The sequence below is a fragment of the uncultured Arthrobacter sp. genome, assembly GCF_902805515.1.
In the GTDB taxonomy this organism is placed as follows: Bacteria; Actinomycetota; Actinomycetes; order Actinomycetales; family Micrococcaceae; genus Arthrobacter_D.
Genome location: NZ_CADCTE010000139.1, coordinates 1 through 12,857 on the forward strand (window position 1 = coordinate 1; position 12,857 = coordinate 12,857).

The 12,857-nt window shown below is 70.6% G+C and carries 12 protein-coding genes; 9 read left to right on the top strand and 3 right to left on the bottom strand.

Features of this window, described 5'->3' with window-relative positions; genetic code table 11:
- The first annotated feature begins 36 nt into the window (after positions 1-36).
- From crcB to QZX79_RS12340, 7 genes are all read left to right on the top strand, one after another.
- Entirely contained in the window at positions 37-396 is a 360-nt protein-coding gene (crcB, locus tag QZX79_RS12310; protein ID WP_366484960.1) for a fluoride efflux transporter CrcB, read from the top strand.
- Between the two features lie 202 nt (positions 397-598).
- Positions 599-1,651, top strand: a complete 1,053-nt coding sequence (locus QZX79_RS12315; protein ID WP_294568555.1) for a TerC family protein — start codon at positions 599-601, stop codon at positions 1,649-1,651.
- Positions 1,635-2,057: a winged helix-turn-helix domain-containing protein gene (locus QZX79_RS12320; RefSeq protein ID WP_366484955.1), complete on the top strand. Its 423-nt coding sequence runs from the start codon at positions 1,635-1,637 to the stop codon at positions 2,055-2,057. Before QZX79_RS12315 ends, QZX79_RS12320 begins: the two co-directional genes overlap by 17 nt.
- 33 nt (positions 2,058-2,090) lie before the next feature.
- Positions 2,091-3,062: an SURF1 family protein gene (locus QZX79_RS12325; protein WP_294568556.1), complete on the top strand. Its 972-nt coding sequence runs from the start codon at positions 2,091-2,093 to the stop codon at positions 3,060-3,062.
- Positions 3,055-3,516: a DUF3817 domain-containing protein gene (locus QZX79_RS12330; protein ID WP_246018842.1), complete on the top strand. Its 462-nt coding sequence runs from the start codon at positions 3,055-3,057 to the stop codon at positions 3,514-3,516. Before QZX79_RS12325 ends, QZX79_RS12330 begins: the two co-directional genes overlap by 8 nt.
- A gap of 68 nt (positions 3,517-3,584) precedes the next feature.
- The gene (gene guaA / locus QZX79_RS12335; RefSeq protein WP_294568557.1) at positions 3,585-5,171 is read left to right on the top strand and encodes a glutamine-hydrolyzing GMP synthase; all 1,587 of its coding nucleotides are present in this window, start codon (positions 3,585-3,587) and stop codon (positions 5,169-5,171) included.
- A gap of 146 nt (positions 5,172-5,317) precedes the next feature.
- Positions 5,318-9,217, top strand: a complete 3,900-nt coding sequence (locus tag QZX79_RS12340) for a DUF4011 domain-containing protein (RefSeq protein ID WP_366484956.1) — start codon at positions 5,318-5,320, stop codon at positions 9,215-9,217.
- Between the two features lie 196 nt (positions 9,218-9,413).
- On the opposite strand, the gene QZX79_RS12345 is transcribed toward QZX79_RS12340, so the two are convergent.
- The 3 genes from QZX79_RS12345 to QZX79_RS12355 form a co-directional block, all read right to left on the bottom strand.
- Positions 9,414-10,094: a Flp pilus assembly protein CpaB gene (locus tag QZX79_RS12345; RefSeq protein WP_294568559.1), complete on the bottom strand. Its 681-nt coding sequence runs from the start codon at positions 10,092-10,094 to the stop codon at positions 9,414-9,416.
- A gap of 80 nt (positions 10,095-10,174) precedes the next feature.
- The gene (locus tag QZX79_RS12350) at positions 10,175-10,492 is read right to left on the bottom strand and encodes an FmdB family zinc ribbon protein (protein ID WP_294568560.1); all 318 of its coding nucleotides are present in this window, start codon (positions 10,490-10,492) and stop codon (positions 10,175-10,177) included.
- 80 nt (positions 10,493-10,572) lie between these two features.
- Complete coding sequence (locus QZX79_RS12355; RefSeq protein WP_294568561.1) at positions 10,573-11,217, bottom strand: 5-formyltetrahydrofolate cyclo-ligase; 645 nt, start codon at positions 11,215-11,217, stop codon at positions 10,573-10,575.
- Between the two features lie 55 nt (positions 11,218-11,272).
- Here QZX79_RS12355 and galU point away from each other — a divergent pair, with 55 nt between their 5' ends.
- Both galU and QZX79_RS12365 read left to right on the top strand, forming a co-directional pair.
- A complete protein-coding gene (galU, locus tag QZX79_RS12360; protein ID WP_120164919.1) occupies positions 11,273-12,175 on the top strand; it encodes a UTP--glucose-1-phosphate uridylyltransferase GalU in 903 nt (300 codons plus the stop codon).
- Between the two features lie 7 nt (positions 12,176-12,182).
- Complete coding sequence (locus tag QZX79_RS12365) at positions 12,183-12,809, top strand: GNAT family N-acetyltransferase (RefSeq protein ID WP_120164920.1); 627 nt, start codon at positions 12,183-12,185, stop codon at positions 12,807-12,809.
- Positions 12,810-12,857: the final 48 nt, after the last annotated feature.

Sequence of the window (12,857 nt, forward strand, 5' to 3'; positions counted from 1 at the left end):
CGACCCACGGGCGGGGGGTGCTCCGTGACCGGGGCCGTGTTCGCGCTCGCCGCCGCCGGAGGCCTCGGCGCCGGCGCCCGGTTCCTCCTCGACGGAATGATTTCCTCCCGGATGCGCTCCGGGTTCCCCCTCGGCACCGTGCTGATCAACATCTCCGGCTCGTTCCTGCTGGGACTGCTCGCCGGGCTCGCCGCGTCCGCCGCGCTCGAACGGTCCGTCGTCCTCGTCGTCGGCACGGGGTTCCTCGGGGGCTACACGACCTTCAGCACCGCGAGCGTCGACACCGTCCGTCTCCTGAAGGCCGGCCGGCGGGGGCTGGCCCTGCTCTCGGGCCTCGGCACCCTGGCCGGTGCCCTGGGCGCGGCCGCCGCCGGCTTCGCGCTCGCCGCAGGCTGACCATCCCGGGCAGCCGCCGGCGCAGGTACGTCCCCTTGTGCGCAACAGGTGAAGCGTGCTTCACTATTTATACGCGGAGGGGAGTATCCCCCAATGTCCCGTCGTCAGTCCGGCCGCCCCTGAGCGGCTCGGCGGGACAGGCTCGATTCGAAGCCGGGAAAGACCTCCAGTTGGATGAACCTGACTGGAAAGGTAAGACCCCATGACTGTTCCCTTCTGGGCCTGGCTGGCAGTGATCGGCGTGATCCTCGCCATGCTTGCCATCGACCTGTTCGCCCACCGCCGCGCCCACGTGATCGGCGTCCGCGAGGCCGCCCTCTGGTCCGCCGTCTGGGTTGCCTTCGGTGTCGCCTTCGGAGCGCTCATCTGGCAGGTGTACGGCGCCGAGTTCGGGCAGCAGTACTTCGCCGGATACCTCATCGAGAAATCCCTGGCCGTCGACAACGTCTTCGTCTGGGCCATCATCTTCAGCTACTTCGCCGTCCCCCGCGAATACCAGCATCGGGTCCTGTTCCTCGGGGTGCTGGGCGCTCTCGTCTTCCGCGGCATCTTCATCGCCGCCGGCTCCGCCATCATCGCATCCGCCGGCTGGGTGCTCTACCTGTTCGCGGCGTTCCTGCTCTACACGGGCTACCGGATGATCCGCCAGCGCAACGAGCACATGGAGCCGGAGAAGTCACGCGCCCTCAAGCTGTTCCGCCGCCTTGTCCCGATGACCGATGCCTTCCACGGCCAGCGCCTGCTCGTCCGGAAGAACGGCGTCCTCCTTGCCACGCCGCTGCTGGCGGTGCTCGTCCTCGTCGAGGTCACGGACATCATCTTCGCGGTCGACTCCATCCCGGCGATCTTCGCCGTCACCGACGAGGTGTTCCTTGTCTTCACCGCCAACGCCTTCGCCATCCTCGGCCTGCGGGCCATGTACTTCCTGCTCGCCGACCTGATGCACCGCTTCATCTACCTCAAGGTGGGCCTCGCGCTGGTGCTGATCTGGGTGGGTATCAAGATGCTCCTGAAGATCGACATCTTCTACATCCCCACCCCGATTTCGCTCGCCGTCGTCGTGACCATCCTGGCCGTGTCCATCGGCGCCAGCCTGCTCGCCACCCGCGGGCAGGCCCGGAAGCCGTTGCCTGCCCCGGTGAGCCCTCCGTTCCGGGTCGCCGATCCGGCCGAGACGGCCGAACTGGACCCGCTGTGGCGCCGTCCGGTACCCGCCGGAAAGGGATCAGGGCCAGACCGTGGTTCGACCCTCTGACGGCCCGGACGCCGATCCGGCCGCAGGACAGGGAACCCCGCCGGTGCGCTCCGCCCGGCGGGGTTCCCCCGCGTCCCACCCCTGGACCTTCCTGACCCACCACGGCCACGTGCTGCTGGCCGTGGCAGGAGATCCGGACATGCGGGTCGCCGATCTGGCGGGCCTGGTCGAAATCAGCCCCCGCGCCGCCCTGTCGATCCTCAAGGACCTCGAGACCGCCGGATACCTGCGCCGGATCCGGGTGGGGCGGCGCACCCACTACGTGATCGAGCCGCACCGGCACTTCCGGCACCCCGCCGCGGCCGGCCACGAGGTCGACGAACTCATTCATCTGTTCACCGGGCGCACACCGGCCCCCGGCACCCCCGCCGGGCCGTCCGGCCCGGGCGCCGTCCGCCCCCATTAGTTTTTCTACACGGGTGCGAAGTACCTTTAATGGGTGCTGAAGACCGCGCTCAAGCCCCGCTGGATCCTGACGCTGATCCTGGTGATGGCCCTTGCCGCGGTGTTTGTCCTGCTCAGCCAGTGGCAGTTCTCCAACTCCCGGCAGCAGGGGCCCGAGGCTCCGGCCGCCACCGAGACCGTCCGCCCGCTGACCGGCGTGATCACCCCCGGGTCGCCCCTGAGGGGAACGGCCGCCGACCAGATGGTCTCGGCCGAGGGACAGTTCCTGCCCGGCACCCGCCTCCTGGTCCGCGAGCGGCTCCAGGACGGGCGCGAAGGGCTGTGGCTGATCTCGGCATTCGCCGTCGACGGCGCCGCGGCCTCCACCGCGGAGGCCGGCGGCGAGGCGCAGGAACCGGTGGTCATCCCCGTGGTGCACGGGTGGGTGCCCGACGCCGACGCCGCCGCGCGCGTGCCTGAACTCGCCGGCCCGGCTGCCCTCACCGGGCGCCTCCTTCCCGCCGAAGGCCCGGTGGCCGCCGATCCCGTGGAGGGCCAGGTGGCCGCCCTGGCCACCGCCGAACTCGTCAATGTGTGGGACCGTCCCTCCTATGCGGCCTTCATCGCGTCCGCCACCATCACCGTTGACGGCGAGGCTGTACCCGCGGCGGCGCCGCTGGAGGCCGTGGAGGTGGCGCCCCAGCCGCAGGAACGGCCGGTCAACTGGCTCAACATCTTCTACGCCGTGGAGTGGGTCGTCTTCGCAGGCTTCGCCTTCTTCCTCTGGTGGCGGCTCGTCGCCGACGACTACCGGCGGAGCCTCGAGGACGACGAGGACGGCGTCGGGGACCAGGGCGAAGCGCCCGCCGCGGCCGGCACCCCGGCCGGCACAAGCGGCACGCGGCATGACATCGACCACGACACGGCCTCGGACGAACCGCCCGCCGCGGCCCGGGCCGAAGCAGACGACGACGGCGCCGCCCGCCCCGGCGCCACCCACCCAACGGAAGCAGGACCACGTGAATAAGCAAGGCACCTCCCCGAAGCCCGCCGCGAAACGGAGGTTCGGGGGAACCCACGCCCAGATCCGCTCGGCCCTCAGCTTCTACAAGCTGCTCGCCTACGCCACCGGCGTCATGCTGCTGCTCGTCGTCGTCGAAATGGTGGCCAAGTACGGGTTCAATGCCGAGATCGTCGCCGGCGGCGGGGCGGGCCTGCAGTTCCTGTCCGAGGCGGAGGCCGACGCCTCGGGCGGCTTCAACCTCTCGAAGGCGGTGCTGATCGTCCACGGCTGGCTCTACGTCGTGTACCTCATCGCCGACTTCCGGCTGTGGCAGTTCCTCCGCTGGCCGTTCTCGCGCTTCCTGCTGATCGCGCTCGGCGGAGTGGTGCCACTGCTGTCCTTCATCGTGGAACGGCGCGTCCACCGGGAGGCCGAGGCGGACCTCGCCGCCCACCCCGAAGCGGCCCCCCGCTACTGACCGGCCGGGCTCCGGGTGCCGGGGGTCCCAATGTGCGGGGCGCACCCCGCCGCGACTATTGTTAATGCGTGACTACACCTCCCCCCAGTCCCGAACACCGCCCGGTCCTCGTCGTCGACTACGGCGCCCAGTACGCCCAGCTGATCGCCCGGCGCGTCCGGGAGGCGGACGTGTACTCGGAGATCGTGCCCTCGAGCCTCACCACCGAGCAGATCCTGGCCAAAAACCCGGTGGCGATCATCCTCTCGGGCGGCCCGGCGAGCGTATACGCCGAAGGCGCCCCCAAGGTGGAGGCGGACCTGTTCGAGGCCGGCGTGCCGGTGCTGGGCATCTGCTACGGGTTCCAGGCCATGGCCGCGGCCCTCGGCGGCACCGTCGCGAAGACCGGGCTGCGCGAGTACGGCTCCACCGATGTCACCTCCGAGGGGGAAGCCCGCTCGATCCTCAGCGGCACCCCTGAGAGCCAGAACGCGTGGATGAGCCACGGCGACAGCGTCCAGGAGGCCCCCGCCGGGTTTGAGGTGCTCGCCCGGACCGCCGGCGCACCGGTCGCGGCCTTCGCCCACGAGGAAAAGAGCCTGTACGGGGTGCAGTGGCACCCCGAGGTGAAGCATTCCCGGCACGGCCAGCAGGTCCTCGAAAACTTCCTGTTCGATGGCGCAGGCCTCCGCCCCAACTGGACCACCGGGAACATCCTGGAGGAGCAGGTCGAGCGGATCCGCGCCCAGGTCGGGGACGCCCGCGTCATCTGCGGCCTCTCCGGCGGTGTTGACTCCGCCGTCGCCGCGGCGCTCGTGCAGCGCGCGGTGGGGGACCAGCTCACCTGCGTCTTCGTCGACCACGGGCTGCTGCGCGCCGGCGAGGCCGAGCAGGTCGAACGGGACTTCGTCGCCGCGACCGGCGTCAAGCTCTACGTCGCCAACGAGCAGGAGCGCTTCCTGAAGGCGCTCGAAGGGGTCTCCGACCCCGAAACCAAGCGCAAGATCATCGGACGCGAGTTCATCCGTGCGTTCGAGGAGGCCGAGCGCGCCATCATCGCTGAAGCCGAGGCCCACGGCGAAAAGATCCGCTTCCTCGTCCAGGGAACCCTCTACCCCGACGTGGTGGAGTCCGGCGGCGGCGAGGGCGCGGCGAACATCAAGAGCCACCACAACGTCGGCGGCCTCCCCGAGGACCTCCAGTTCGAACTGGTGGAGCCCCTGCGCACCCTCTTCAAGGACGAGGTCCGCGCCGTCGGTGCACAGCTGGGGCTGCCCGCCGAGATCGTCGGACGCCAGCCGTTCCCCGGCCCGGGACTCGGCATCCGCATCGTCGGCGAGGTCACGCACGAACGCCTCGAGCTGCTGCGCAAGGCCGACGCCATCGCCCGCGCCGAACTGACCGCCGCGGGCTTGGACAACGAGGTGTGGCAGATGCCGGTGGTGCTGCTCGCCGATGTGCGCAGCGTGGGCGTGCAGGGCGACGGGCGCACCTACGGGCACCCGATCGTACTCCGCCCGGTCTCCAGCGAAGACGCCATGACCGCCGACTGGTCCCGCCTGCCCTACGACCTGCTGGCCCGGATCTCCAACCGGATCACCAATGAGGTGGAGGGCGTCAACCGGGTGGTCCTGGACGTGACCAGCAAGCCGCCGGGAACCATCGAGTGGGAGTAGCCCCCGGCCGCTGACGGTTCCCCGGCCAGCGGATTTCGAGGTGCGCCGCGTTGCTATGCGGCCGCTTCGGATTCATTTCGGATAGCTTGGAAGATATGCCAATCTGGTCAACATCAGCGCGTAACGATGCAGGGAAGAGGACAGCCGTGCCAGAGCAGGACTCCGGGGATTCGGCTGAGGATTTCCTCCTGCCCTGGCTGGATCAGCTCGGTCCCCAGGTCTCCGGGGACACGCTCCTGCATTTCCGGCCCTCCGCCGGCACGAGCATCGATCTGACCCACGCGCACCCCTCCGGGCTGGCCCAACTCCTGGCCGGACGCCGGACCCGGCTTTCGACCCTGCTGCGCGATCCGGTGCAGTACAACGCCGCGAAGTCGGCGGCCCGTGCGCTGCGGGCGAAGATCTTCGAACTGGGCGCCGAACGAGGCATCGACGTCGGCCACCTCGCGGCCGGGACCGCGTCCTGGCGCACCGTCGACGACGCCGGCCGGTCGGAGACGCTCAACGCCCCGGTGCTGCTGACCGGAATGTCGCTCACCGTTCACCCCTCGCAGGACGACTACGAACTGCAGCTGACCGAGCAGGCACGCCTGAACCCGGCACTGGTGCGCCACTTCGGCGACATCCAGGGTATCCACCTCGACACCGAGGCGCTGCCCCGGCTCGCCTACGGCACCGCCCGGTTCGACCCGCACCCGGTGCTCGACCGCCTGCGGCACCTCACCGACGGCGTCCGCGGGATCTCCGTCGAACACCGCCTGCTCGTCTCCACCTTTGCCGACCTCGCCGACATCGTCGAGGACGAGGCCATCCAGCCCGACCACCCCGTGCTCTCCGCCCTGCTGTCGGCCGCCCGCGACGGGGCCCACGAGGTGAGCGACCCCGAAGCCGACTTCAGCCCGATCGACGAGCGCGACCCGGCCGATGAGCTGCTGATCCTCGACGCCGACGCCGCCCAGCAGGGCGTCCTCGACCTGATCGGCGCCGGGCATTCGGTGGCGGTCGCCACGCCGCCGGGCACCGGACAGACCCAGACCGCCCTCAACGCCGCCGCCCTGCTGGCCGGCCAGGGCCGGAGCGTCCTCGTCAGCGCCGAGCGCCGCGGGACCCTGAACGAGTTCGTGCAGGACCTCGAGGCACTCAACCTCGGCTCCCTCGTCCTTCAGCTCAACGGACAGGTCGACCCGCAGCAGCTCAAGGACAGCGTCATCCGGGCGATCGTGCGCAACGAGAAGGCCGCCGCGCCGTCGGTGGAGACCCTTCACGCAACCCTCGTGGGGCACCGGCACAAACTCCTCGAGCACGTGCGGTCCCTCCACAATGTCCGCAGCCGCTGGAACTGCTCGCCGTACCAGGCCATGCAGTCCCTCGCCGCGCTCACCGCCCTCGATCCTGCACCTTCGACGACGGTCCGGCTGAAGCGCAGCGTGCTCGACAACATCGCCGACCGCGCGGAGCTGGCCACCCGGCTGCGGCGCGCGGCGGAGCTCGGCAGCTTCAGCAAGGCCTCCACGGAGAGCCCCTGGTTCGGGGCGCAGCTGCTGAACCGCAAGGAGACCGAGCACGCCCACGCCCTGGCCTCCGACCTGTCCCGCGACATTCCGCTGCTGCGTGCGAAGGTGCTTCGCGTCGCCGAGCACTCCCACATCACCCTGGGCAGGACCTTCCGGGAATGGGGTGAGCAGCTCGAACTGCTCGTTGCGGTCCGCGCCAGCCTCGACAAGTTCACCCCCGACATCTTCGACCGCCCGGTGACCGACCTCATCTCCGCCACCGCACCCTCGTCATGGCGGCGCGAGCGTGCCATCGAGATGACCTCGATGACCCGCTCACGGCTGCGGCGCGTCGCCAAGGAGTATGTGCGCCCCGGGGTACACATCGCCGACCTCCACTCCTCCCTGGTCGACGTCCAGGACCAGCGCACGCTGTGGACGCGGTACGCCAAGACCGAACGCCATCCCTCGGTGCCGACCGGCCTGGCCGAGATCAACAGCTTCTACAAGGGCGTCCAGGGCCGGCTCGAGGAGCTCAGCCGCATCCTCCGTGCCGCCCAGGGCACCCCGGACCTGCCCTCGTGCGAGCTCGACGACCTTGAGAAGCGGCTCGCGGCCCTCGCCGCGGACCGGGAAACCCTTGAGGCACTCCCGGAGCGCACCCTGCTGCTCGATGAGATGCGGGAGCACGGGCTCGGCGAACTGCTCGAGGACCTCGCGGCGCGCGAAGTGTCCGAGGACCGGGTGGCCGACGAGCTTGAACTGGCCTGGTGGCAGTCGGCCCTCGAGGCCATGATCAGTGGGGATGACTACCTCGCCATGTCCGACGGCGCCAGCCTGCGCCGCCTGGAGGCCGAGTTCCGGCTCGCCGATACCGCCCACGTCTCCTCCGGGGCGGCCCGCCTGCGGTGGCGCCTGGCCGAGCGGTGGAACACGGCGATCGCCGCGCACGCCGCAGATGCCGAGCGGCTGCGCAGCCACCTGCGTGAGGACACCCTCACGCTCGAATCGTTCAGCGCGCTGCATCCCGACCTCACGACGGCGCTGCTGCCGGTGGTGGCCGTCAGCCCCCTGATGGCCCCGATGATCCTGCCCGACGGCGCGGCCTTCGACTCCCTGCTGCTGCTCGACGGGGAATCGGTATCGCTGCAGAGCGCCGTCCCGGTGATCGCCCGGGCCGGCCAGACCGCCGTCTTCGGTGACACCCGGCTTGCCGGGCCGACGCGCTTCAGCATCGAAATCCAGTCGCCCGAGCGCCCACGCACCGAGACCAACCCGCTGCCCAGCGCCTACGAGGAGCTGCGTGCCGTCCTGCCGGAGCGCTCGCTGACCGTGGTCTACCGGGGAGTGGACCGCGCGCTGGGAAGCTATCTCAGCGCCGCCTTCTACGAGGACCGCCTCACGCGGCTGCCGCAGGCCTCCGAGGTCTCCGGCGCCGGCCGCGGCCTGGTCGTCGAGTACCTCCCCGACGGCACCGGCATGCCCAGTTCGGACCATGAGGGCGTCGAGAGCGTCTCGGCGGAGGTGAACCGGGTGGTGGACCTCGTCTTCGAACACATCCGGCACCGCCCGAGCTTCTCCCTGGCCGTCGTCACCACCAGCCCCCGGCACGCCGCCCGGGTGGGCGAGGCGATCCGCCTGCAGATGGCGAACTTCCCGTGGGCGAACGATTTCTTCGCCCCCGGCCGGGAGTCCTTCCGGGTGGTCCCTGTTGACCGCGCCGCGGGGCTGGTCCGCGACGACGTCATCTTCTCGCTGGGATTCGGGCGGACGCCGCACGGGCGGGCGCTGCACTCCTTCGGTCCGCTGTCCGGCCCGGACGGCCGCCGCAAGTTCGTGATGGCCATGACGCGCGCCCGCCGCAGGCTGCACGTGCTCTCCTGCTTCCAGCCTGCGGACCTCGACCCCGAGCGGCTGACCGGTGGAGCTGCCGACTTCTACGAGCTTCTCCGCAGCGAACTCGCACCCTCCTCCGCTCCGGCCGGGAAACAGGCTCCGGACAACGCGGATCCGCTGGTCGCCGACCTCGTCGACCGGCTGCGGGCCCGCGGTGCCGAGGTCAAGGACTCCTACGACGGCGTGCTCGACATCGTGGCCACCCGGCCCCCGGCGGCAGCGGCCCCGGAGCGCGACTACCCGGTGGCGCCGCTGGCGATCGAGTCCGACGGCACGGCCCGCTACGGTGCAATGACCGTGCGTGAGCGGAGCCGGCTCCGCCCCCAGCAGCTGGAGCGCATGGGCTGGCGGTACATGCCGCTGTGGACCATCGAGGTCTTCACCGACCCGGAGGGCTGCGCCGAACGGGCGGCCCGCGAACTCGGCCTTGACCTGCTCGAAGCGAACGAACCGCCCCGGACCCGAAGGGACGCACTGCGGATGAGGAAGAACGAAACCGACGAGGGGCGTGCCCCACGGCCGGCCGCCGCGGTGCCGGGCGCGGAGGAACCGGTGCTGCCCAAGACCGCAGCGGAGGACGACCCCCGCGCCTGGGGCGACTCCCGGACCGACAGCGATGAGTGGCTCAAGGAACAGCGCCCCCCGCACTGGAGCTGATCCGCACCGGAGCTATTCGGCACGGGAGCTATTCGGCACGGGAGCTATTCGGCACGGGAGCTATTCGGCACGGGAGCTATTCGGCACGGGAGCTAAACGGCAGGCAGCTAGACCGGCATGCGGGCCCGGAGACACCGGGGTCGGCCCGACCAGCGGGCCCGGCGCGCCGGCGGCACCCGGCGCCGGTCCGCTCGACTCAGCGTCCGGCGGTCAGGACCAGGTGGACCTGACCCGCGGTTGAGGACCCGGCAAGGGCGGCGGCATCCTCCGGCGAGGCGGCCACGACCACCAGCCCCGCCTCGGCGGGGGAGGCTGACCAGGCCGACGACGGATCCTCGCCGGGCGGTGAGCTCCACAGCACCGCGAGATTCCGGGCGATCACTTCGGAAGCGGCGGCCGTCTCGTAGCCGTTGCCGGTGCTCACCACGACGTCGACCCGCTGGCCCGCGCCCACGAGCCGGACGGTCGAGGGGTCGGCCGGGCGAAGCGGCACCGCGACGGTTCCGGGGGCGGTTCCGGTGAGCAGTCCGGGGCCGACGAGCCGGGTATCGGTGACGATGTCCCCGCGCCGCAGGGGTGCGGCAAGCCGTTGCCCAAGGAGGTCCTCCCGCCGCGTCTGCGCCCCCGGCGGGACGGCGGCCGGGGGAAGGTCCAGGATCTTCAGGTCCGCGGCAGCCAGGACCGTGCCCGCAGCGAGGTCGGAAGCAGCGGCGATGACCCGGGTGCCGGGTTCGCCGCGGGGCAGGAACGCCTCGACGCAGGTGCCGGCCGCCGCGCACAGCAGCACCGCGGCCAGCAGCCGGCGGTGCCGGAGCAGGGCCCTGCGCATCCGGAGGAGGCGAAGCGTTCCGTCCGGCCGGCGGTGCGTCGAAAACATGAAGACCACCCTAGGGGCGGCGGATTGCGCCGCCTGCCCCGGGGTGGTCTATGTGGAAAAGCGCGGGATCGGCCTGACGGTCAGGAAGCGGCCTTGCCCGCCGCGGGCGCCGCGGCGGCTGCTCCGGAGTCGGCCTTCTTGGCCGGTGCCTTTGCCGCGGCCGCTGCCGGCTTCGCGTCGGAACCGGCCGTCGTTGCCTTCGGCTCGGCGGAGGAACGGGTGTCCCGGGAATCGTTGCGGTAGAACCCGGAGCCCTTGAAGACGACGCCCACGCTGTTGAACTTCTTGCGCAGCACACCCGAGCAGACGGGGCAGACGGTGAGCGACTCGTCGGAAAAAGCCTGCTGGATGTCGAAGGCATGGCCGCAATCCTTGCAGGCGTACGCGTAGGTAGGCAAAGGTCTCTCCTGGAATTCGACTTCTCATGGGGCGCGCCCGGCCGAGGCGGATTGGCACTCTAGGGCGGCGAGTGCTAAGTCTACACCGATGCCGGGGGTACCCCGAATCCGTGGTATGCGCCCGGGGTGAACACGCCGTGCAGCGGCACGTCGTGAAGCTCGACCGGGAAGCTGCCGGCGGCGACGAACTCATCGGGATAGACCATGCCCGCGGTGGGCACGCCGGGGCGCTCGATCGAGAGTTCGGCCAGGAACCGGTCGTAGTAGCCCCCGCCCTGGCCGAGCCGGTAGCCCGAGGCGTCCACGGCGAGGCCCGGCACCAGGACCAGGTCGAGGGCGGCCAGCTGGCCCAGGGGAGTGCGGGTACCTTCCGGTTCCATCACCGGCGCCCGGGGCGACTTCACCAGCGGGACCCCCGGCCACCACCGGCACCAGGAGAGCCGGTAGTCGGGTTCGCAGATGGGCACGATCACCGTGGAGCCCCGATCGGTCAGGGTATGCAGCAGGTCCTCGGTGGCCGGCTCCGGCGGCACCCCCAGGTAGGCCGCAATCACGAGGGGTTCCTCCGCGCGGTTCCCCCCGGTCAGCCGGGGCAGCTCCTCGAGCACCGCCTCGGCGAGCCGCCGCGACAAGGCCTCCCGGGTCTCCGGGGACCGGTGCCGGCGCCGGGTGCGCAGGTCGGCTCTCGCCTGGGTTTTGGAGGGTACCGCCGGGTCGATATTCATGCACCTATTGTGCACAGCTCCCAGAATGGCCCTGCGGGTTATGTAGTGTGGTCCCATGACTTTGCGACCAAAAGTGAACAAGGCCGTCATTCCCGCCGCCGGGCTGGGGACCCGCTTCCTGCCGGCAACCAAGGCGATGCCCAAGGAAATGCTTCCCGTGGTGGACAAGCCCGCCATTCAGTACGTTGTGCAGGAGGCAGTCGACGCCGGGCTCCATGACGTCCTGATGATCACCGGGCGTAACAAGCGGGCGCTTGAGGACCACTTCGACCGGGTCCCCTTCATCGAGCAGACCCTCCTCGAGAAGGGCGACCTGGAGAAGCTCGCGGCGGTCCGCCTGCCCTCGGAGCTCTGCGACATCCACTACCTGCGCCAGGGCGATCCGAAGGGACTCGGGCACGCGGTCCTGCGCGCCAAGCAGCATGTGGGCAGCGAGCCGTTCGCGGTGCTGCTCGGCGACGACCTCATCGATGAGCGCGACCCCCTGCTCGAGACCATGATCGAGATCCAGCAGAAGACCGGCGGGTCCGTGATCGCCCTGATCGAGGTCGATCCGGCGCAGATCAGCTCCTATGGCGCCGCGGACATCTCCGCCATCGAGGGCGAGGACTACGTCCGGGTGAACAAGCTCGTCGAGAAGCCGCCGGTGGAAGAGGCGCCGTCGAACCTCGCCGTCATCGGCCGGTATGTGCTCCACCCCCGCGTCTTCGACGTCCTGGAGACGACCGAGCCCGGCCGCGGCGGCGAAATCCAGCTGACGGATGCGCTGCAGACCCTTGCCGCGTCCGACGGCGAGGGATCCGGGGTCTACGGGGTGGTCTTCCGCGGCCGCCGGTACGACACCGGGGACAAGCTGAGCTACCTCAAGGCCGTTGTCACCCTGGCTGCCGAGCGCGACGACCTTGGCCCGGACCTGCGCGTCTGGCTGAAGAACTTCAGCCAGGACATGACGGGCTAGCCCTTCGGTGTGGACGGAACGTGGCTGGCCGGTCTCCCTCAGCAGCGGGAATCTGACCCTCAGGCCCATCCGGCACGCGGACCGGCGCGAGTGGACGGCCGTCCGGCGGCACAACGCGACCTGGCTCGCGCCCTGGGAGGCGACGAATCCGGAACCGGGAGGCTACCTGCCGGACTACCACGAGATGGTCCGGGGGCTCAAGCGGCAGGCCCGTGCGGGCACCGGGCTCCCGTTCGTCATCACCGAGCGCACCGATGAGGGCGGCCGGGCGCCGCTGGTCGGCCAGCTGACGGTCTCGAGCATCATCTGGGGATCAGCAATGACGGCAACCCTGGGCTACTGGGTCGATTCCCGTCGGGCCGGCCGGGGGATCGCCCCGACGGCGGTGGCGCTGGCCACCGACTACTGCTTCAGCACCCTGGGCCTGCACCGGATGGAAATCAACATCCGGCCCGAGAACAGGGCCAGCCTGCGCGTCGTGGAGAAGCTGGGCTTCCGGGACGAAGGACTTCGCCCGCGGTACCTCCACATCGCCGGGCAGTGGGCCGATCACCGGAGCTTCGCCCTCACCGTCGAGGAGGTGCCGGAGGGGCTGCTTGAGCCGTGGCTTGCCCGGCAGCGGGCAGGTGGATAGGGCGGCGCCCGGCACGGCCCGCGGACCGGTCGATCGCACGCCCCGGTG